This window comes from Streptomyces sp. NBC_00637 (assembly GCF_045161545.1).
Taxonomy (GTDB): Bacteria; Actinomycetota; Actinomycetes; order Streptomycetales; family Streptomycetaceae; genus Streptomyces.
Map to the genome: position 1 here is coordinate 5,883,305 of NZ_CP109046.1, position 19,643 is coordinate 5,902,947.

The following is a 19,643-nucleotide window of genomic DNA, read 5'->3' on the forward strand; positions in this document are numbered from 1 at the left end:
TAGTTTCGGTACTCCTTTCGAAACTTGGTCCGTAGCGATGTGGCCCAGGTCACTCGAAGGGTCGCGCCGGTATGGCCGGTTCCCACACAACTTTCACAGGCGAACCCGGGATCGCGCCTGTCCGGGAACTTAGTCTTCCCGCGTCATGGACTACTGCCACCCGTGCCGACGGCACCTCAACGGCGCCCTCGCCTGCCCGGGGTGCGGCGCACCTGCTCCACAGCTACGCGCGTATCCGCCCGCCCCGCCCGGGTCGGAGCCGTATCCGCAGGACGCGTCGGCGCACCGGCCGCCCGGTTTCCCCGACGGTCCCGGCGCGCACGACGACCGGGACGGTCACGGCGCCGACGGGGGCCGCGGCGGGTACGGCGACCGGGGCGAGCACGGCACGCACGACGACCGAGGCGGCAGCGGCGCCGACGGCGACCCGGACGCCCATGGAGACCAGGAAGGCCACGAAGGTCACGAAGGTCGCGAGGGCGAGGGCGGCGAGCCGCAGGGCCGGGCCGCGCGCCGCCGTGAGCAGGGCCGGGGCGATCGGCGCGGCCCCCAGGGCGCGGGCGCCGCGCCGGACGCGAGCCGCCGCGACCGCAAGGCCTCGGCCCACCGCCGGCGCCGCAAGCGCATCGTCCTGATCACCGTAGGCTTCGCCCTCGCGGCCGGCGGCCTGAGCCTGGCCGAACTCGGCGTGGACGCACCGGGGTTCAACTCGCCGGGCAACCCGGCGGCGGCCGGCGGGGAAGCATCCGAGGTCGACGGCTCGTCGTCGGAGCCGAGCGCGTCCGCGCAGCCCCTGGACGACCGGACCGGCACCGGCGGGGACCGGGCATCGGCCTCCCCGAGCCCCTCCGCCTCGCCGTCGGCGTCGGAGTCCGCCGAGGACGCGAGCGCCACGCCGAGCCCGGGCAAGGAAGCCCAGTCGGCCCCCCTCCCCGGTTCCCCCGGGTCGACCTCCGGATCGACCCCGTCGGACGCGGACCAGGGCTCGGGCTCCACCCCGACCGCCGACCCGTCGGCGCCGGACGCCTCCCCGGACCCGTCGCCCTCGGGGTCGTGCACGCGCTTCCTGTGGTGGTGCTCCTAGAGCTTCGACCGAAGGGCCGCCGCCCGGCCGGCCGAGGCCGGTGACCGGCATGTGGGCCGTCCAGGGCGACGAGCCGGACGCCCGGGCGGGGCCGAAATCGGTGTGCGGTGACGCGGGGTGGGCGTGTTCCGGCCACGGGCCCCGTCGCCGGGCCGCTGCCCGCTGCGCGGCCCCGGTCACCTTTCCGGCCTGTGACCAGGGCTTATGCGTCTTCCCCGAGTGGCGCGTTATGGAACCGTGACGAGCTACCTGTGCAACTCCCCTTGACCACCGTGAATTGTTAGCGCTCACAATGACCTCCGCATTCACTCGTCGGCGACGACGTCAGCACGGGGAGGTACGAGGGTCGTGCCCGCAGCGTCCCAACTCGCGGTTCCCACCGGTGTCGTCGGGCCTGCCGGGATCCCGCAGTGAAGCCGGTGGCGCGGAACCATCCGCCCACACCACAGGACTTATCGGCAGACGAACGCCAAGGAGGTGCGGCCGTGACCCACACCCGGCTCCGACCGCCCACCATGGCCGACGTGGCACGCCAGGCCGGCGTGTCCCACCAGACCGTCTCCCGCGTGCTGGGGGAGCACCCCAACGTGCGGGACGAGACACGGGCCAGGGTGCTGCGGGCGATCGAGGAGATGGGCTACCGCCGTAACTTCTCCGCCCGGGCCCTGGCCACCCGGCGCACCCGGACGCTCGGCGTGGTCGCCTCCGACACCACCCTCTACGGGCCGGCCAGCACACTGTTCGCGCTCGAGGAGGCGGCGCGGGCCGAGGGATACCTCGTCTCCACGGTCAGCCTGCGCGAACTGACCATGGACAAGCTCTCCGAAGCCCTGGACCACCTCAGTGAGGGCGGGGTGGAGGGAGTGGTCGCGATCGCCCCGCAGCGGTCGGCGGTGGACGCGCTGGCCGAACTGCGCCACCCCTTCCCGGTGGTGGTCGTGGGCGGCGAGCCGGGCATGGACATCCCCCGCGTCGGGGTGGATCAGCACCTGGGGGCGCGGCTGGCGACCGGCCACCTGCTGGCCGCCGGCCACCGCACGGTCTGGCACCTCGCCGGACCCGAGGACTGGCAGGAGGCGGCCGACCGGGCCGCCGGCTGGCGGGCGACCCTCGAAGCGGCGGGCGTCGAGCCGCCCATGCTGCTGCGGGGGGACTGGAGTCCGCTGTCGGGCTACCAGGCGGGCCAGGAACTGGCCGGCTGGGTGGGCCGAGGACTGACCGCCGTCTTCGTCGCCAACGACCAGATGGCGCTGGGGGTGTTGCGGGCCCTGCGGGAGGCGGGGGTCCGGACTCCGCAGGACGTCGCGGTGGTCGGCTTCGACGACATCCCGGAGGCGGAGTTCTTCGCTCCGCCGCTCACCACCGTCCGGCAGGACTTCGCGGCGGTGGGACAGCGGGGCATCGCGCTGCTCCTGGAAGAGATCGAGGGCCGGCCGGCCGTCGGCTCGCCCCGGATCGCGATCGAACCCCAACTCGTGGTACGCGCAAGTACTTTCCCGAGCGCCGCTCAGCCGGAGGGCGTTCCCCTCTGACGACTCCGTCGGACCCTCCTGACCAGCAGTGTGGCCGAAATACCGAACAATGATCGACAGGCTGGACGCAGTGCGGCCGGTCCGTCGAGTACCAGCAGGTCCATCCCCGGACCGGCTTCTTCAAAGGAGAAGAACATGCTCAGCAGAAGGAACTTCCTCACCGCGGCGGTCGGCGTGGCGGCGGCGGGTGGCCTGGCGGCCTGCGCCAAGGAGGACGACAGCGCGTCCAGCAGCTCCTCCGGGGACGGCGGCAAGGCGATCACCCTCGGCTTCTCCCAGGTCGGCTCGGAGAGCGGCTGGCGCAGCGCCAACACCGACTCGGTGAAGGCCGCGGCCAAGGAGGCCGGATACACCCTCAAGTTCTCCGACGCGCAGCAGAAGCAGGAGAACCAGATCTCCGCGATCCGCAGCTACATCACCCAGGGCGTGGACGTCATCGCCTTCTCCCCGGTGGTCGTCACCGGCTGGGACGCGGTGCTGAAGGAGGCCAAGGCCAAGAAGATCCCGGTGGTCCTCACCGACCGCTCCGTCGAGACCTCCGACGAGTCCCTGTACGTCACCCTGGTCGGCTCCGACTTCACCGACGAGGGCCGCCGCGCCGCCAAGATCCTCGAGAAGGTCATCGCCAAGGCCGGCCTCAAGGGCGCCGTGAAGATAGCCCAGTTGGAGGGCACCACCGGCGCCGCCCCGGCGATCGAGCGTGCCAAGGGCTTCAAGGAGATCATGGACGCGGAGCACAAGGACGACTGGAAGGTCGTCGTCAGCCAGACCGGTGACTTCACCCGCGCCGGCGGCAAGCAGGTCATGGCCGCCTTCCTCCAGTCCAACCCGGACATCAACGTCCTCTTCGCGCACAACGACGACATGGCCATCGGCGCCATCCAGTCCATCGAGGCGGCCGGCAAGAAGCCCGGCAAGGACATCCTGATCGTCTCGATCGACGGCGTGAAGGACGGCTTCGTGGCCATGTCCGAGGGCAAGATCAACGCCATCGTCGAGTGCAACCCGCTGCTCGGCCCGCAGCTGATGGACGTCGTCAAGAAGGTCAAGAACGGCGAGACGGTCGAGCGCTGGATCAAGACCAAGGAGGGCGACTTCATGCAGGACCAGGCCGCGGCCGCGCTCCCGAGCCGCAAGTACTGACCGACGCACCCACCGGCAGGGAGCCCCCGGACGGCCGAGCCGTCGGTCCCGGGGCTCCCTGCGGGCCTGAACGAATCTCAAGAGGAGCGCTGCCATGGCAGAGCCACGGCCCGTCCTGGAAATGACGGGCATAGTCAAGGAGTTCCCGGGGGTACGGGCTCTGTCGGACGTCGACTTCCGGCTCTTCCCCGGCGAGATCCACGCCCTGATGGGTGAGAACGGCGCGGGCAAGTCCACCCTGATCAAGGTGCTCACGGGGGTCCACTCCCTCGACGGCGGCACGATCACGCTGGACGGCACGGCGGTGCGGATCGCCAGCCCGCTGGAGGCCCAGCAGGCCGGCATCAGCACCGTCTACCAGGAGGTCAACCTCTGCCCCAACCTGTCGGTGGCGGAGAACATCTTCATCGGCCGGGAACCGACCCGGATGGGCCGCATCCAGTGGAAGCAGCTGCGCCGGCAGGCGGCGGAGCTGGTGGACCGGCTCGGACTCGACATCGACGTCACCGCCCCGCTGTCCTCGTACCCGCTGGCCGTGCAGCAACTGGTCGCGATCGTCCGGTCGTTGGGCACGGGCGACGCCGGCGGCGAGGGACCGGGCACCAAGGTGCTGATCCTCGACGAGCCGACCTCCAGCCTCGACCGCGACGAGGTCCTCCAACTCTTCGCGCTGATGCGGCGATTGAAGGACGAGGGCGTCGCGATCCTGTTCGTCTCGCACTTCCTGGACCAGATCTACGAGGTCTGCGACCGGATGACCGTCCTGCGCAACGGCACCCTCGTCGGTGAGCACATGGTGCGCGACCTCGACCAGGTCGGGCTCGTCCAGCTGATGCTCGGCAAGGCCATGGGCCAGCTCGACGAGCTCCACGAACACCAGCTGCACTCCGACGCGGGCGAGACCCTGCTCGTGGCGGACGGCCTCGGCAGGACCGGCGGCATCGCCCCGTTCGACATGGAGATCAAGAAGGGCGAGGTGATCGGGCTCGCCGGACTGCTCGGATCGGGCCGTACCGAACTCGCCCGGCTGCTCTTCGGCGCCGACCAGCCGGACGCCGGCAAGGTGACCATCGAAGGCAAGCAGGTCTCGATGAGCGCCCCGAACGACGCGATCGGCGCCGGTGTCGCCTTCTGCTCCGAGAACCGCAAGAGCGAGGGCCTGGTGCCCGACCTGACGGTGCGGGAGAACATCATCCTGGCCCTCCAGGCCGCGCGCGGCTGGACCCGCCCCATCCCGGTCGCCCAGCGCGACGAACTCGTCGCCAAGTACATCAAGGCGCTGGACATCCGCCCCGCCAACCCCGAGGCCAGGGTGGGTCAGCTCAGCGGCGGCAACCAGCAGAAGGTGCTGCTGGCCCGCTGGCTCATCACCCAGCCGAAGCTGCTGATCCTGGACGAGCCGACCCGCGGTATCGACATCGGAGCCAAGGCGGAGATCCAGAAGCTCGTCGTCTCCCTGTCCGAGGACGGCATGTCGGTGCTGTACATCGCGGCAGAGCTGGAGGAGGTACTCCGGCTCAGCCACACCATCGGAGTGCTGCGCGACCGCCGGCTGGTGGCGCAGATCGCCAACGGGCCCGAGATCACCACGAGCCGGATCCTCGAGACCATCGCGAGCGGAGAGCACCAGTGACCACCTCTTCCCGATGGCGGGCGCTGACCCACCACAACCTGTTCTGGCCGGTAGCGGTCCTGGTCCTCCTGCTGCTCGTCAACGTTCCCTTCACCCCCGACTTCTTCTCGATCAAGATGGCGGACGGCCACCTCTACGGCAGTCTCGTCTCGATCGTGCTGTTCGGATCGCCCCTCATCCTGGTCGCGGTCGGCATGACGCTGGTCATCGCCACCGGCGGCATCGACCTCTCCGTCGGCGCCGTCGTCGCCATCACCGGAGCACTGGCCTGCTCGTACATCAGCGACCAGCACGACCAGGGCGCCCTGTCCGGGGTGCTGCTGGCCATGGGCCTGGGCCTGCTGGCCGCGGTGGTCTGCGGTCTGTGGAACGGCTTCCTGGTCGCCAGGATGGGCATCCAGCCGATCATCGCCACCCTGATCATCATGGTCGCCGGGCGCGGCGTCGCCCAGCTGATCACCGACGGCCAGATCATCACCATCAACAGCGAGCCGTACAAGCTGATCGGCGGCGGCTACTGGCTGACCCTGCCGTTCTCCATCTTCGTGGTGGCCGTGGTCGTGGCCGTCACCGTCGTGCTGACCCGTCGCACGGCCCTCGGCCTGCTGGTCGAGGCGGTCGGCGGCAACGCCGAGGCCAGCCGTCTGGTGGGCATCAGGTCCCGCCGCATCAAGATCATGGTGTACGCGTTCTGCGCGCTCTGCGCGGGCATCGCGGGCCTGATGATCAGCTCCAACACCTCGGCCGCGGACGGCAACAACGCCGGTCTGTGGATCGAACTCGACGCGATCCTCGCCGTGGTGATCGGCGGCACCTCGCTGCTGGGCGGCCGGTTCTCCGTCGGCGGCACGGTGGTCGGCGCCCTCGTCATCCAGACCCTGACCACCACGATCTACACCATCGGCGTGCCCACCCAGACCAACCTGGTCTTCAAGGCCGCCGTCGTCATCGTCGTCTGCCTGCTCCAGTCCCCGAAGTTCCGCGCCAAGGTGTTCGGCGCCAGGTTCGGCGCCGGATCCGGCGCGAAGGGAAGCGGCAAGCAGGCCGCGGCCCCGGCGGACCCCGCCGCGGCGTCCGAGGCCGCCCCCAAGATGGAGGTGTCGTGATGAGCGCGACCACCCAGAGCCCCACGGCCTCCGACATCCGTACCCCGTCCACGGCCGCGCGGCTGCTCGGCGACCGGCGCCTGCCCGTCGCCGTGACGGCCCTGCTCTTCCTGCTGATGTACGGCGTGGGCCTGAGCCGCTACCAGAACTACGGGTTCGGCGAGCCGCAGGTCTTCCTGAACCTGTTCATCGACAACGGCTATCTGCTGGTCGCCGCGGTCGGTGTCACCTTCGTCATCCTGTCCGGCGGCATCGACCTGTCCGTCGGCTCGATGATCGGCTTCACGACGATGTTCACGGCCTGGCTGGTGGAGCGCCAGGGGCTGCCCCTGCTGCTGGTGATCCCCATGGCGCTGGGCGTGGGCGCGCTCGGCGGTTTCCTGATGGGCTACGTGATCCACAACTTCGAGATCCAGCCGTTCATCGTGACGCTCGCCGGCCTGTTCCTCTTCCGCGGCCTGTGCCTGGTCATCAGCAAGGAGTCGATCTCCATCGGCGACTCCCAGGTGAGCAGCATGGCCCAGGCACAGGTGTCGCTGGGGATGGGCTTCCTGTCGATCGGCGCGATCGTCTCGCTGGTCGTCCTCGCCGTGGCGTTCTACGTCCTGCACTACACCCGCTTCGGACGCCGGGTGTACGCCATCGGCGGCAACGAGCAGTCGGCCATGCTGATGGGTCTCCCGCAGGGCGGCACGAAGATCGCCGTGTACACCGTGAGCGGGTTCTGCTCGGCGCTGGCCGGACTGCTCTTCACCCTGTACATCCAGTCCGGTGACCCGCTGCACGCCACCGGTATGGAACTCGACGCGATCGCCGCGGTCGTCATCGGCGGCACCCTGCTCACGGGTGGCTCCGGATACGTGCTCGGCACCGTGTTCGGCGTGCTGGTGCTGGGCCTGATCAAGAGCATCATCCAGTTCGAGGGCACGCTCAGCTCCTGGTGGACGAAGATCGCCACCGGGGTGCTGCTGTGCGCGTTCATCCTGGTCCAGCGCTTCATGACGACGCGTAAGAAGGCCTGAGCCGAGGGGACGGACCCGGCCCCGGGGCCGGGCGCCGTCGTCAGGGGGCCGCGGGCCGCCTCTCCGTCTTGAAGGTCACCCACACCGTCTTGCCGACGCGATGTTCGGTGATGCCCAGGTCGTCCGCCAGTTCCCGGGCCAGGAAGAGGCCCCGGCCCGAGCAGGCGTCGGGGCCCGGCGGCTGCGCGGGCACGGGGTGGTCGCCGGTGTCGCGTACGGCGAGGCGGACCAGGGGGCCGTCGAGGGTGAGGGTCACGCAGTACTGCCTGCCGGGGGGCACCCCGTGCAGCAGGGCGTTCGTGGCGAGTTCCGACACGCACAGCTCTATGTCGTCCAGCCGGTCGACGCAGTCCCAGGCGCTCAGCACCTGGTGGACGAAGATCCGGGCGGCCCGCACGGAGGCGCGCGAGCGGGGGAAACGACGTTGCCGTGACAGGGGCACGGGGGCACCTCCGGTGGTTCTGGGGCGTCCTGCGGCGAAACCTTACTGTTATTCGCGAAAGGTAACAAGGCAGTGAAGGGTGGCTGAGGGTGGCTGAGGGTGGCTGAGGGTGGCGGTTGGCCGATGAGTCAAGTCGCCTACCGTGTAGGGCGGCAGGGTCGAAAGAACGGTCGGCCGTAGGAGGAGTCGTGGGTGCGAGCGGATGGGTCAGCACGTCGTTGCCGTATCTGACGCCACGGGGCACCGGGCAGGGCGACGCCTGGGCGGCCGAGGCCGCGGCACAGGGGCGGCGCGGTACCCAGCGCATCCTGCACGCCGGTGAGGTGCCCGCCCCCGCCGGCGTGGCGGCGCTGCTCGGCGTCCCCGAGGGGGAGCCGGTCGTCGTACGCCGGCGGCTGATCCTCCTCGACGAGGAACCCAGCGAGCTGACCGACACCTACTACCCGACGGCCATAGCCGCGGGCACCCGTCTCGCCGGCACCGCCAAGATCCCCGGCGGCGCCCTCACCCTGCTCGCCGAGCTCGGTCACGTCGGCGTCCTCGTGCGGGAGGACGTGACGGCCGGGATGCCGGACGAGGAGGAGCGCCTGGCCCTGCGGACCGCCCCCGAGGAACCGGTCCTGCGGCTCGTCCGGCTCACGCTGGACCACGCCGACCGGCCGATCCAGGTCGACCGTATGGTGATGCCTGCCCTACGGCAGAGGCTGCGCTACCAGATCAGGATCGGATGACCGTGCCCAAGGCAGACCCGGAAGCCGTCGACCGCCGCTCCCTGCACGAGCGGATCGCGGCCGATCTGCGCGACGACATCATGAGCGGTGAGCTCGCCCCCGGCGCCAACCTGCCCACCACCGCCCGGCTCAAGGAACGCTTCGAGGCGTCGAGCGCCACGGTCCAGAAGGCCCTCCAGCTGCTCAAGGAGGAGCGCCTGGTGGTCGGCAGGGCGGGCGCCGCCGTCACCGTCCGCGAGCACCGCCAGCGCACCGTCCGGCCCGCCGCCCTGATGCGGCCGGGCAGCCCCGGAGCGCCCTACCGCTGGCTCGCCGAGGCGGCCAAGCACGGCACGCACGCCCGCATACAGCTTCTCGACGTGGCCGAGGGCCACCCGCCCGCCGACGTCCGCGCCGCCCTCGATCTCGCGGCGGACGGCCTCGCGCTGCTCCGCGGTCAGATACTCCTCGTCGACGACGAGCCCGCCGAACTCGTCGAGTCCTACTACCCGCTGGACATCGCCCGGGGTACGCCGCTGGCCGAGCGCCGCAGGATCAGGGGCGGCACCCCCGCCCTGCTGACCGAACTCGGCCACCCGCCGCGGCGCAGCACGGACCGGGTCTCCGCCCGGGTCCCCACGCAGGCCCAGTACCACGCCCTCCGGCTGACCAGCGGCATGCCGGTCCTGCGTACCCTGCGCATGGTCCACAGTGACGGCGACCGTCCCGTCGAGGTCACCGTGATGGTGAAGGCGGGCCATCTCTACGAACTGCAGTACGAGTTCACGGCGGAAGGTCCGGGGCAGGCATGATCGCGCTCCTGCTGACGGGGGTCCTGGTGCTCGTCCTCGGCGGCTGTGCCTGCGTGTGACGGGCGGCGCGGGGCGGCCCGTGCCGGGTCCGTGCCGTGGCGGTGGTGACCCTCGCGGCAGGCGAACCGACCCGTGCGGCGATCCGCACGACCCGCTCGGGCGGGAGCACGGGCCAGGACGACTGAGCCGGCGACCGGGCCGGTCCCGGCCGTCACGGGCGCGGCCGAGCGGCTGCGGTCACCCGTCGTCGGGCCGGGCCGGGTGCGCCGTCAGGATCCGTCGTCCTGCGTGTCCAGCATCCGCCGCAGCAGCCCCCGCAGCGCCACCCGCTCCTCCTCCGCCAGCCCCGCCAGCGGCTCCCGCGCGAACCGCAGCGACTCGCGCAGCCCCTTGGCGATCTTCCGGCCCTCGGCCGTGGCCGCCGCCAGCTTCACCCGGCGGTCGGCCGGATCGGGGCGCCGTTCGACCAGCCCGCGGGACTCCAGCCGGTCGACGATGCCGGTCACGTTGGACGGTTCGCACTTCAGCTTCTGTGCCAGCTTCCGCATCGGCAGCGGCTCCAGCGAGAGCAGGCTGAGCAGCCGGGCCTGCGCGCCGGTGAGGGCGTGACCCGCGGCCGCTTCCTCGTAGTCCTCGTAGTAGCGGGCCACGACCTCGCCGATCAGACCGACGACCTCCATGGTCAGGGCGTCGGGGAGCGGGGCCGGATGTGGGGTGGGCATGGCTCCAGGGTACCCCTTTACTTGACATCCTGAAATATTCAGGAGCATGGTTGTTTCAGGTAGTGAAGCATTTCGACGCAGGAAAGGCAGCCCCCCATGACCGAGTCGGCCCTCCCCACCACCAGCCGCGAATGGCGTCTGCTCAGCCGTCCCGTCGGCTGGCCGAAGCCCGAGGACTTCGAGCTGGCCGAGGCGGAGATCCGGCAGCCCGGCCCGGGCGAGGTCCTGGTCCGCAACGCGTACGTCTCCGTCGACCCCTACATGCGCGGCCGAATGAGCGCGGCCAAGTCGTACGTCGCCCCCTTCGAGCTGGGCAAGGCCATGCAGGGCGGGGCGGTCGGCGAGGTCGTCGCCTCCGCCGCCGAGGGCGTCTCCGTCGGCGACCACGTCCTGCACTTCGGCGGCTGGCGCGAGTACGCCACCTTCGACGCCAAGCAGGCCGTCAAGGTCGACCCCGAGGCCGCACCCCTGTCCACCTACCTCGGCGTCCTCGGGATGACCGGTCTCACCGCCTACGCGGGCCTGCTGCGCACCGGCTCCCTCAAGGAGGGCGACACCGTCTTCGTGTCGGGCGCGGCGGGCGCCGTCGGCAGCCAGGTCGGCCAGATCGCCAGGCTCAAGGGCGCCTCGCGGGTCATCGGCTCGGCGGGCTCCGACGAGAAGGTCAAGCTGCTCGTCGAGGAGTACGGCTTCGACGCCGCCTTCAACTACAAGAACGGCTCCGTGGCCGCGCAGCTGCGCGATGCCGCTCCCGACGGTGTCGACGTCTACTTCGACAACGTCGGCGGCGACCACCTCGAGGCGGCCATCGGCTCACTCAACGAGAAGGGCCGCATCGTCGTCTGCGGCATGATCTCGGTCTACAACAACACCGAGGCCGCGCCCGGCCCGAAGAACCTCGCCCGCCTCATCGCGACCCGCGGCCGGATCGAGGGCTTCCTGGTCGGCGACCACTACGACCTCCAGCCGGAGTTCGTCCGGGAGGTCGGCGGCTGGGTCCGCTCCGGCGAGCTGAAGTACCGCGAGACGGTCGTCGAGGGCATCGAGAACAACCTGGAGGCGTTCCTCGGGGTGCTGCGCGGCGACAACACCGGAAAGATGATCGTCAAGCTCTGACTCCCGGTCCGGGACACCCCGGCACCGGCCGTCACGCAAGGCGAGGGCCGCACCCCTGGACGTGGGGTGCGGCCCTCGCCCGTGCCGGTACGCGCGTCCCGCCCTCGCGCCGGCCGGGCCGTCAGCCGGCGGCGAGCGCCGCTTTGTGCACCGCCGCAGCCAGCCGGTCGTTCTCCGGCGCGGACCCGCCCGGGAAGGCGGACCGGCGCCGCGTGCAGCCGTACGCGAGCCCGCTGCGCGGATCCGCGAAGGCCTGGCAGCCGCCCGCCCCGCTGTGCCCGAACGCCCCCGCACCGAGGAACGGGTGCCAGGTGTCGGCGGTCGCCTGGAAGCCCAGCCCGTACGACCGGTGCGAGCGCGCCACCACGTCGTAGCCCACCGAGTGCAGCTGCCCGAACTCCGCCGCCGTGTCCTCCTTCAGCAGCGGCGCCTTCCCGCCGACCTCGCTGATCGCCGCCGCGTACAGCCCGGCCAGCCCGCGCGCCGAGGCCACCCCGCCCACCGAGGCCGGGCCCCGGGCCCGGATCAGGGGATCGTTCGGCAGGAGTTCCCCATCGGTCGGTTCGGCGGCGTGCCGGTTGAAGGCGACGGCGGCGAGCGTGTGCGGCCCGTCCGGCGGGGAGTCCGGCAGCCCCCGCTGCTCGGCCGTCGGCGCCATCGGCCGCGCGGTGCGGAACCGCGGCTCGTGCGCCGCGGGCAGCCCCAGGAAGAAGTCCAGCGCGTACGGGACGCGCACCCGCTCCTCGTAGACCTCCTGGAGCGTACGGCCGGTGGCCCGCCGTACGACCTCGCCGGTGAGCGCCCCGATCACCAGCGCGTGGTAGCCGAAGGCGGTGCCGGGCCGCCAGAACGGCCGCTGGTCGGCCAGGCGTTCGGCGATCTGCCGGTCGTCGGCCAGCTCCTGCGGGGAGAACCCGGTGTCCGTGCCGATCACCCCGGCCCGGTGCGCGAGCAGATCGCGCAGGGTCAGCGCGCCCTTGCCCTCGGCCGCGAACTCCGGCCAGTAGTAGGTGACTTTGCGGTCCAGCTCCAGGGTGCCCTCCTGGACGAGGAGGGCGACCACCAGGTGGGCGGCGCCCTGGGTCGACGAGTGGACGCCGTAGAGCGAGTCGGGGCCGGCGCCGTCGCCGGGCACCCACAGATCGACCACCCGCCGGCCGTGCACATGGGCGCACAACTGGCCCTCGTAGTCGGGCCGCTCCCGCGCCACGAACGCGGCGAACGCCTCCCGAACCGCTTCGAATCCGTCGGCGACCGTGCCGTGGATCTCCCTCGTCGTCCCAGTCAATCGAGTCATCCGCTCTCCTCAACCAGCCCACTGCTCGCGTGTGCCGACAGGTCCATCGAGAACGGCTTCGCCCCGTACCGCGCCGTCGCACCGAAGAACCTCTCCGGACCTGCCGAGACCGTTGCCTCTGTGGATCGGTACGGCGAGGTGTACCCGTTCGACTCAACCGCGTCGGGCCGGTGTTGGTGTCACCGATGCCCCGGATGGCCCACGAGGGCCGCCGCGGGCGGGCCGCGCACGGCCCCGGTCCGTGAAATGTGCACGACCGATAGAGTGCGGCCATGCGCGATCTTGGGGTGGGGTTCACGTACCTCCTGAAGGGCCAGCGGTGGGTGGCCCGGCACGGCAAGCAGTACGGGTTCGGGCTCGTTCCCGGCCTGATCACGCTTGTCCTGTACGCGGCGACCCTGGTGGCGCTCGGGGTGTGGGGCGAGGACTTCGTCGGGTGGTCGACGCCGTTCGCCGACGACTGGACGAGCCCCTGGCGCGGACTGTTCCGCGGCTTCCTCGTCGTCGTGCTCTTCGCCCTCGGCCTGCTGCTCGCCGTCCTCACCTTCACCGCGGTCACCCTGCTCATCGGGCAGCCGTTCTACGAGAGCCTCTCCGAGAAGGTCGACCGGGACGTCTCGCCCGACGGCACGGCCCCGGAGTCCGGGCTGCCGCTCTGGCGCGAAGTGTGGATCTCCGCCCGGGACAGCCTGCGCATCCTGTGCCGCGCGCTGCTGTGGGCCGTGCTGCTGTTCGCCCTCGGATTCGTTCCGGTGGTCGGGCAGACGGTGGTCCCGGTGATCGGCTTCTTCGTCACCGGCTTCTTCCTCACCGAGGAACTCGCCTCCGTCGCCCTCCAGCGCCGGGGCGTGGATTTGCGGGCCCGGCTCGCCCTGCTCCGCTCCCGCAAGACCCTGATCTGGGGATTCGGCACCCCTCTGGGGCTGGCCTTCCTGGTGCCGGTCGTCGCGGTGTTCCTGATGCCGGGCGCGGTCGCCGGCGCCACCCTGCTGGCCCGTGAGCTGCTCGGCGAGGAGATCGACGAGGGCGACGCGGCCGGCACCGCGAAAGAGGAGAACGCCACCCCGTGACCGAGTTGCTCGCCGTCGCCCTCATCACGGTGCTGGCCGTCATCGCCCCCGGCGCCGACTTCGCGATGATCGTGCGCAACAGCTACCTCCACGGCCGCCGTACGGGACTGCTCGCGGCGGCCGGAGTCGCCGCCGGCGTCCTCGTCCACGTGACGTACACGATGCTCGGCGTGGGCCTGCTGATCGCGTCGTCCACGTTCCTCTTCACGGTCATCAAGCTGGTCGGCGCCGCGTACCTGGTCTACGTCGGCGTCCGCACCTTCCGCACCCGGGGCGAGGTCGAGGTCGACCTCACCGGCACAACGGAACTCACCCCGCTCGCGGCCCTGCGCACGGGGTTCCTGACCAACGTCCTCAACCCGAAGACGACCCTCTTCGTCGTCTCCACGTTCTCCCAGGTCGTCAGCCCCGGCACCCCGGTCCGCCGGCAGGTCGGCTACGGCCTGTTCATGGCGCTGGCGCATCTGCTGTGGTTCGGCGTGGTCGCCGTCTTCTTCTCCCACGACCGCATGCGCACGCTGATGCTGCGCGGCCAGAAGGTCCTCAACAAGGTCATCGGCTCGGTCCTGGCGGGCCTGGGCGTCAGCCTGGCGCTGGCGTCCTCGCACTGACCCGTCACGTCCTGCCGGGGGCCCGGCGGTTCAGGTGATGGTGGCGCGTTCGCGTGCCCGGCCGCCGCCGAGGGCAGGATGCAGGCGTCCGCGCAACGCAACGAGGAGGCGCCGCGATGGCGGAAGTGGAGACGGCCGTCGCAACGGCCCTCGCTGTACTCGACCTGGATGCCAAGACCCGGCTGCTGGCCGGCCAGGACACGTGGTCGCTGCCCGGGCTGCCGGAGATCGGACTGAGGTCCCTCGTCATGTCGGACGGCCCGATCGGGGTCCGGGGAAGGCGCTGGACCGCCGACGACCCGTCCGTCGCGCTGCCCTCCCCGACCGCCCTCGCGGCCACCTGGGACCCGGAGCTGGCCCACCGCGCCGGTGTCCTCCTCGCCCAGGAGGCCCGCCGCAAGGGCGTCCACGTCCTCCTCGCGCCCACGGTCAACCTGCACCGCTCCCCGCTCGGCGGCCGTCACTTCGAGGCCTACAGCGAGGACCCCTACCTGACGGGGGTGATCGGCGCGGGCTATGTGAACGGCGTCCAGTCCGGCGGTGTCGGCACCACCGTCAAGCACTTCGTCGCCAACGACGCCGAGACCGACCGCTTCACCGTGGACAACCTGGTCGGCGAACGCGCCCTGCACGAGCTGTACCTGGCCCCCTTCGAGGCCATCGTCGAGAACGCCCGCCCCTGGGGCGTCATGACCGCCTACAACTCGGTCAACGGCACGACGATGACCGAGCACCACCACCTCGTGAACGAGGTCCTGCGCGACGCGTGGGGCTTCGACGGCTGCAACGTCTCCGACTGGACCGCCGCCCGCGACACCGTCGGCGCGCTCAGGGGCGGCCTCGACATCGCCATGCCCGGACCGCGGACCGTCTACGGCGAGGCCCTCGCGCGGGCGGTACGCGACGGCCGACTCGCCGAGTCCGAGGTCGACGAGGCCGTGCGCCGCGTCCTGCGTCTGGCAGCCCGCGTGGGCGCCCTGGACGGCGCCGAACCCGCCGTGACCGCGTGGCCGGCCGAGGTCGACGGCGTGTCCCTGGCCCGGGAGGTCGCCCGCCGCTCCTTCGTCCTGGTGCGCAACGAGAACGCCGCCCTCCCGCTGAGGCCCGGCACGGTCGCCCTCCTCGGCGCCGCCGCCCGCGACGCCCGCGTCCTCGGCGGCGGCTCCGCCACGGTCTTCCCGGCCCGCACGGTCTCCCCGCTCGACGGCCTCACCGCCGCCCTCCCCGAGGGAACCCTGCGCTACGCGGTCGGCGCCGACCCCAACGAGGAACTCGCCGTCGCCGCCCGTGGGTTCACGCTGCGCGCCGTCTGCCGCGACGCCGACGGCACGGTGCTGGGCGCCGACCCCACCCCCAACGGCCACCTCCAGTGGATGGGCTCGGATCTCCCCGAGGGCGTCACCCACGACCGGCTGCACACCGTCGAACTGACCGGGACCTTCGTGCCGCGCGAGACCGGGGAGCACACCTTCGGCACCCGGGGCCTGGGCGCCTACCGGCTGGACGTCGACGGCGCGACCGTCTTCGAGGGCGTCGAACGCCCGGCGAGGAAGGACCCGTTCGCGTCCTTCTTCGGCGGACCGGTGGCCCGCGCCCGCGTCGCCCTGACGGCCGGCGAACCGGTCGAGGTGTGCCTGACCCACCTCGTGGCCCTTCCGCAGGACGGGCCGCTGAAGGCCGTCACCTTCACCCTCTGCCACCAGGAGCCGCAGCGCGACCCCGACGAGCTGATCGCCGAGGCGGCGGAGACGGCGCGGGCCGCCGACACGGCGGTCGTCGTGGTCGCCACCACCGAACGCGTCGAGTCCGAGGGCTTCGACCGCAGGGACCTCCGCCTCCCCGGCCGGCAGGACGATCTGGTCCGTGCCGTCGCCGCCGCCAACCCGAACACCGTGGTGGTCGTCAACGCGGGCTCCCCGGTGGAGCTGCCGTGGCGCGAGGACGTCGCGGCCGTCCTGCTCACCTGGTTCCCCGGCCAGGAGGGCGGAGCGGCCCTGGCGGACGTCCTGACGGGCACCCACGAACCCGGCGGCCGGCTCCCCACCACCTGGGGCTCCCTCGACGACGCCCCCGTCACCGAGGTCACCCCCACCGACGGTGAACTCGCCTACCGCGAGGGCGTCTTCATCGGCTACCGCGCCTGGGAGAAGGCGCACCGCACCCCGGCCCACCCCTTCGGCCACGGCCTCGGCTACACGGACTGGACCTACGAGTCGGTCGACGTCACCGGCTCCACGGTCACCGTGCGGATCCGCAACAGCGGCACGCGGCCGGGACGCGAGGTCGTACAGGTCTACCTGGCCCCGACCGGGACGACCCCGGCGCCCGAGGGCCCGGCGCCCGAAGGCCCGGCGCCCGAAGGCGCTGCGCCCGAGCGCCCGGCCCGCTGGCTGGCGGGCTTCGCCGGCGTCGAGGCGGGCCCGGGGGAGAGGGCCGAGGTCACCGTGGAGATCCCGGGCCGCGCCTTCGAGGTGTGGGACGAGGCGGACCACCGGTGGTCCTTTGTGAAAGGTTCGTACGAAATTCAGGTCGGCCGCTCGATCGCCGACCGCAGGCTCACCGCGGCGATTAACGTGTGAAGCGGCGCCCGTCGCCCCACCGACAGCCCCGGTCCGGGACCTGACCCCTGGACCGGGGCAACATCCTTCCGGCCGCGCCCCTCGCCGTCCGCCCGCCGCCCCTACCGGACCGCGAAGCCGTACACCGTCTCCGACCGGTACACGTCGCCCGGCCGCAGCACGGTGCTCGGGAACTCCGGCCGGTTCGGCGAGTCGGGGAAGTGCTGGGTCTCCAGCGCGACGCCCTCGCCGGGCTCGAAGGGCTCACCCAGGTGGTCGGCGGTGTACAGCTGGAGCCCCGGCTCGGTGGTCGCCACCGTCAGGACCCGCCCGGACGCCGGATCGTGCAGCTCGGCCACCTCGACCGGGGCGTCCGTGACGCCCTTGTCGAGCACGAAGTTGTGGTCGTAGCCGGCGCCGACCTTGCGGGCCGCACGGAAGTCGAAGCGGCCGTCCGCCACCGGCGCGAGCTCACCCGTCGGGATCAAATCCGCGTCCACCGGCGTGTACCGGGAGGCGGTCATCCGCAGCTCGTGGCCGCCCGCGCCGCCGCTCCCCGGACCGCCCAGGTTGAAGTAGCTGTGATTGGTCAGGTTCACCACCGTCGGCGCGTCCGTGACCGCCTCGTACACGAACCGCAGCGCCCCCGACGCGTCGAGCGTGTACGTCGCCGTCACCTCGAGGCGGCCCGGGAAGCCCTCCTCGCCGTGCGGCGCGACCCGGCTGAGCCGCACCCCGTGCTCGACCGGCACGACGTCCCACACCCGCTTGTCGAAGCCGTGCGGGCCGCCGTGCAGGGAGTTCGGCGCGTTGTTCGGCTCCAGCGCGTACGTCACGCCGTCCAGCGGGAAGCGGGCGTGCGCGATCCGGTTGGCGTACCGCCCGATCAGCGCGCCGAGGAAGGGCTCCGGATGCGCGAGATAGCCCTCCAGGTCAGCGAACCCCAGCACCACGTTCGCCGCCCGCCCGTCCCGGTCGGGGACCTCGACGGACTGCACGATCCCGCCGTACGAAAGGACCCGTACGCGCGTGCCGGCCCGCTCCAGAGTCCAGCGGTGTACCTCAGTGCCGTCGGAAAGTGTCCCGAAGTGTTCGCTCATGAGCGAAACCCTAAATCACCCGGCCTTCGCGGTGACCCCCCGATAGGCCAGCTCAGCGAGCCGCGCCTGCCCGTCCTTGCTCGGGTGGAACCAGTCCCAGTGGCTCAACTGGTCGGTGCCGAACCTGAAGTCGTACACCGCCCCGCCGTCGAACCGGCACCGCAGGTCCTTCGCGCAGACCTCCGCCAGCACCGAGTTGTAGTCCTCCACCCGCTTCTGCACGGTGTCCCGCCGGGCGGTCGCCGCCGCGTCCAGCGCGTCCGCGTCGCCCAGCATCGACGGGCACAGGCCCAGCTTCCACACCTGCTTGCCCAGCACGTTCGTCCGCCCCTGCGACCACAGCCGCTTCAGGTTCGGCACGCTCGTCACGTACACCTGCGTCTTCGGCAGCGCCCGGCGCAGCGTGCTCAGCGCGTCCTGGAACTCCGTGCGGAAGTCGGCCACCGACGTCATCGCCGCCGTCGACTCCCGGCACGCGTCGTTCGCCCCCGCCATCACCGTCACCAACTGGGGTTTCTCGGCCGCCGCCTGTGTCATCTGGGCCGGCAGGTCCGCCATCCGCGCCCCGGTCGTCGCGTAGTTCCAGCTGTGCGTGGCCGCCTTCGCCGCGCCCAGCAGCCGGACGGCGAGACTGTTCACCTCGGCGCTGCCGCCGGTCGCCCAGGACACCTCGGGGCAGTCCGCGAGCACCGTACACGCGTCGAAGCCGCGCGTGATGGAGTCGCCCACCGCCGCCACGGAGGACGGGCTGGAGTCCCACAACGGGGTCGGCGACGGCGAGGGCCTCGCCTGCCGGGTCCCCGAGGACCCCTCGGCGTCCCCGCCCCCCAGTGCGTCACAGCCGGCCAGGCCCAGGACGGCCGCCGTCGTGCCCGCGAGCACGGCCCGCGCGTGCCGGTTCCGTTTCCGCATCCGCTGGTGTTCCCCTCGCTCCTCGAACAACGCCCCCTCATGACAACGCACGGGAGTTCCCGGCGAATCACACCCACACGATGGAACGTCCCACGCCCGTACAGGCGTCCTGCCGAGTGAATGGCGGAGGTTTCACGGCACTGGGACCGACGGTACGTCACACTCCTTGCGCCGCCGCACGGTAGCCTCGCCATCAACGCGGCTGCCTGCCACCGCAGCCATGCCGGCCTGCAAGACTGTCCCGCTCTGCCCGGAGGTCCCGGTGACGACACGTGGAGTTCTGTACGTGCACTCCGCGCCGCGCGCGCTGTGCCCACACGTCGAGTGGGCCGTCGCCGGGGTGCTCGGCACGCGCGTCAACCTCGACTGGATCCGGCAGCCCGCCGCCCCCGGCACCTGGCGCTCGGAGTTCTCCTGGAAGGGCGAGGCCGGCACCGCGTCCAAACTGGCCTCCGCGCTGCGCGGCTGGCACCTGCTGCGCTTCGAGGTCACGGCCGAGCCCTGCGCCACCGCCGAGGGCGAGCGCTACAGCTGCACGCCCGACCTGGGCATCTTCCACGCCGTCACCGGCATCCACGGCGACATCCTGATCCCCGAGGACCGGCTGCGTGCCGCTCTGCTGCGCAGTCAGCGAGGCGAGACGGACCTCGAGGCCGAACTCTCCAAACTCCTCGGCAAGCCGTGGGACGACGAACTGGAACCGTTCAGATACGCGGGCGAGGGCGCTCCGGTGCGCTGGTTGCACCAGGTGGTCTGAGAACGGGACGACGCGG

General features: G+C 71.7%; 18 protein-coding genes. 13 read left to right on the forward strand and 5 right to left on the reverse strand.

The window, feature by feature from the left end; all coding sequences use genetic code 11:
- The first annotated feature begins 145 nt into the window (after positions 1–145).
- From OG440_RS25780 to yjfF, 6 genes are all read left to right on the forward strand, one after another.
- Positions 146–1,084: a hypothetical protein gene (locus tag OG440_RS25780; protein ID WP_406009155.1), complete on the forward strand. Its 939-nt coding sequence runs from the start codon at positions 146–148 to the stop codon at positions 1,082–1,084.
- 485 nt (positions 1,085–1,569) lie between these two features.
- Positions 1,570–2,616 carry a LacI family DNA-binding transcriptional regulator gene (locus OG440_RS25785; protein WP_406009156.1) on the forward strand — a complete coding sequence of 349 codons (1,047 nt, stop codon included), beginning with the start codon at positions 1,570–1,572 and terminating at the stop codon, positions 2,614–2,616.
- A gap of 135 nt (positions 2,617–2,751) precedes the next feature.
- Positions 2,752–3,759 (forward strand): ABC transporter substrate-binding protein, encoded by a 1,008-nt coding sequence (locus OG440_RS25790; protein WP_406009157.1) that lies wholly within the window; start codon positions 2,752–2,754, stop codon positions 3,757–3,759.
- A 94-nt stretch (positions 3,760–3,853) separates the two neighbouring features.
- A complete protein-coding gene (locus OG440_RS25795; protein WP_406009158.1) occupies positions 3,854–5,392 on the forward strand; it encodes a sugar ABC transporter ATP-binding protein in 1,539 nt (512 codons plus the stop codon).
- The gene (locus OG440_RS25800; protein WP_406009159.1) at positions 5,389–6,498 is read left to right on the forward strand and encodes an ABC transporter permease; all 1,110 of its coding nucleotides are present in this window, start codon (positions 5,389–5,391) and stop codon (positions 6,496–6,498) included. Before OG440_RS25795 ends, OG440_RS25800 begins: the two co-directional genes overlap by 4 nt.
- Positions 6,498–7,520 (forward strand): galactofuranose ABC transporter, permease protein YjfF, encoded by a 1,023-nt coding sequence (yjfF, locus tag OG440_RS25805; RefSeq protein ID WP_406009160.1) that lies wholly within the window; start codon positions 6,498–6,500, stop codon positions 7,518–7,520. The genes OG440_RS25800 and yjfF overlap by 1 nt, the downstream gene beginning before the upstream one ends.
- Before the next feature lie 40 nt (positions 7,521–7,560).
- Here the strand turns inward: yjfF and OG440_RS25810 are convergent, their stop codons facing one another.
- A complete protein-coding gene (locus tag OG440_RS25810) occupies positions 7,561–7,962 on the reverse strand; it encodes an ATP-binding protein (RefSeq protein ID WP_406009161.1) in 402 nt (133 codons plus the stop codon).
- Between the two features lie 188 nt (positions 7,963–8,150).
- Here OG440_RS25810 and OG440_RS25815 point away from each other — a divergent pair, with 188 nt between their 5' ends.
- On the forward strand, positions 8,151–8,693 hold the full coding sequence (locus OG440_RS25815; RefSeq protein ID WP_406009162.1) for a GntR family transcriptional regulator: 543 nt from the start codon (positions 8,151–8,153) through the stop codon (positions 8,691–8,693).
- Positions 8,690–9,484 carry a GntR family transcriptional regulator gene (locus tag OG440_RS25820; RefSeq protein ID WP_406009163.1) on the forward strand — a complete coding sequence of 265 codons (795 nt, stop codon included), beginning with the start codon at positions 8,690–8,692 and terminating at the stop codon, positions 9,482–9,484. Before OG440_RS25815 ends, OG440_RS25820 begins: the two co-directional genes overlap by 4 nt.
- A gap of 269 nt (positions 9,485–9,753) precedes the next feature.
- Here OG440_RS25820 and OG440_RS25825 read toward each other — a convergent pair whose 3' ends face one another.
- Positions 9,754–10,206 (reverse strand): MarR family winged helix-turn-helix transcriptional regulator, encoded by a 453-nt coding sequence (locus OG440_RS25825; RefSeq protein ID WP_406009164.1) that lies wholly within the window; start codon positions 10,204–10,206, stop codon positions 9,754–9,756.
- A gap of 96 nt (positions 10,207–10,302) precedes the next feature.
- On the opposite strand from OG440_RS25825, the gene OG440_RS25830 reads away from it, so the two are divergent.
- The gene (locus OG440_RS25830) at positions 10,303–11,322 is read left to right on the forward strand and encodes an NADP-dependent oxidoreductase (protein ID WP_406009165.1); all 1,020 of its coding nucleotides are present in this window, start codon (positions 10,303–10,305) and stop codon (positions 11,320–11,322) included.
- Positions 11,323–11,443: 121 nt separating this feature from the next.
- On the opposite strand, the gene OG440_RS25835 is transcribed toward OG440_RS25830, so the two are convergent.
- Entirely contained in the window at positions 11,444–12,619 is a 1,176-nt protein-coding gene (locus tag OG440_RS25835) for a serine hydrolase domain-containing protein (protein ID WP_406009166.1), read from the reverse strand.
- A gap of 272 nt (positions 12,620–12,891) precedes the next feature.
- On the opposite strand from OG440_RS25835, the gene OG440_RS25840 reads away from it, so the two are divergent.
- The 3 genes from OG440_RS25840 to OG440_RS25850 all read left to right on the forward strand — a co-directional run bounded on the left by OG440_RS25840 (position 12,892) and on the right by OG440_RS25850 (position 16,879).
- On the forward strand, positions 12,892–13,689 hold the full coding sequence (locus tag OG440_RS25840) for an EI24 domain-containing protein (protein WP_406009167.1): 798 nt from the start codon (positions 12,892–12,894) through the stop codon (positions 13,687–13,689).
- Complete coding sequence (locus tag OG440_RS25845) at positions 13,686–14,300, forward strand: LysE family translocator (RefSeq protein WP_406009168.1); 615 nt, start codon at positions 13,686–13,688, stop codon at positions 14,298–14,300. The genes OG440_RS25840 and OG440_RS25845 overlap by 4 nt, the downstream gene beginning before the upstream one ends.
- 116 nt (positions 14,301–14,416) lie before the next feature.
- Positions 14,417–16,879, forward strand: a complete 2,463-nt coding sequence (locus OG440_RS25850) for a glycoside hydrolase family 3 protein (protein ID WP_406009169.1) — start codon at positions 14,417–14,419, stop codon at positions 16,877–16,879.
- A 101-nt stretch (positions 16,880–16,980) separates the two neighbouring features.
- Here OG440_RS25850 and OG440_RS25855 read toward each other — a convergent pair whose 3' ends face one another.
- A complete protein-coding gene (locus OG440_RS25855) occupies positions 16,981–17,958 on the reverse strand; it encodes an aldose epimerase family protein (RefSeq protein WP_406009170.1) in 978 nt (325 codons plus the stop codon).
- Positions 17,959–17,973: 15 nt separating this feature from the next.
- On the reverse strand, positions 17,974–18,870 hold the full coding sequence (locus OG440_RS25860; protein WP_406009171.1) for an SGNH/GDSL hydrolase family protein: 897 nt from the start codon (positions 18,868–18,870) through the stop codon (positions 17,974–17,976).
- A 262-nt stretch (positions 18,871–19,132) separates the two neighbouring features.
- Between OG440_RS25860 and OG440_RS25865 the strand changes: the two genes are divergently transcribed.
- Positions 19,133–19,627 (forward strand): DUF3145 domain-containing protein, encoded by a 495-nt coding sequence (locus OG440_RS25865; RefSeq protein WP_054238125.1) that lies wholly within the window; start codon positions 19,133–19,135, stop codon positions 19,625–19,627.
- Positions 19,628–19,643 lie beyond the last annotated feature (16 nt).

Coding starts and splice junctions, on each gene's coding strand:
- OG440_RS25780 (WP_406009155.1), top strand. CDS start 146: ATGGACTACTGCCACCCGTGCCGACGGCACCTCAACGGCGCCCTCGCC.
- OG440_RS25840 (WP_406009167.1), top strand. CDS start 12,892: ATGCGCGATCTTGGGGTGGGGTTCACGTACCTCCTGAAGGGCCAGCGG.
- OG440_RS25860 (WP_406009171.1), bottom strand. CDS start 18,870: ATGCGGAAACGGAACCGGCACGCGCGGGCCGTGCTCGCGGGCACGACG.
- OG440_RS25855 (WP_406009170.1), bottom strand. CDS start 17,958: ATGAGCGAACACTTCGGGACACTTTCCGACGGCACTGAGGTACACCGC.
- OG440_RS25835 (WP_406009166.1), bottom strand. CDS start 12,619: ATGACTCGATTGACTGGGACGACGAGGGAGATCCACGGCACGGTCGCC.
- OG440_RS25795 (WP_406009158.1), top strand. CDS start 3,854: ATGGCAGAGCCACGGCCCGTCCTGGAAATGACGGGCATAGTCAAGGAG.
- OG440_RS25790 (WP_406009157.1), top strand. CDS start 2,752: ATGCTCAGCAGAAGGAACTTCCTCACCGCGGCGGTCGGCGTGGCGGCG.
- OG440_RS25825 (WP_406009164.1), bottom strand. CDS start 10,206: ATGCCCACCCCACATCCGGCCCCGCTCCCCGACGCCCTGACCATGGAG.
- yjfF (WP_406009160.1), top strand. CDS start 6,498: ATGAGCGCGACCACCCAGAGCCCCACGGCCTCCGACATCCGTACCCCG.
- OG440_RS25820 (WP_406009163.1), top strand. CDS start 8,690: ATGACCGTGCCCAAGGCAGACCCGGAAGCCGTCGACCGCCGCTCCCTG.
- OG440_RS25830 (WP_406009165.1), top strand. CDS start 10,303: ATGACCGAGTCGGCCCTCCCCACCACCAGCCGCGAATGGCGTCTGCTC.
- OG440_RS25850 (WP_406009169.1), top strand. CDS start 14,417: ATGGCGGAAGTGGAGACGGCCGTCGCAACGGCCCTCGCTGTACTCGAC.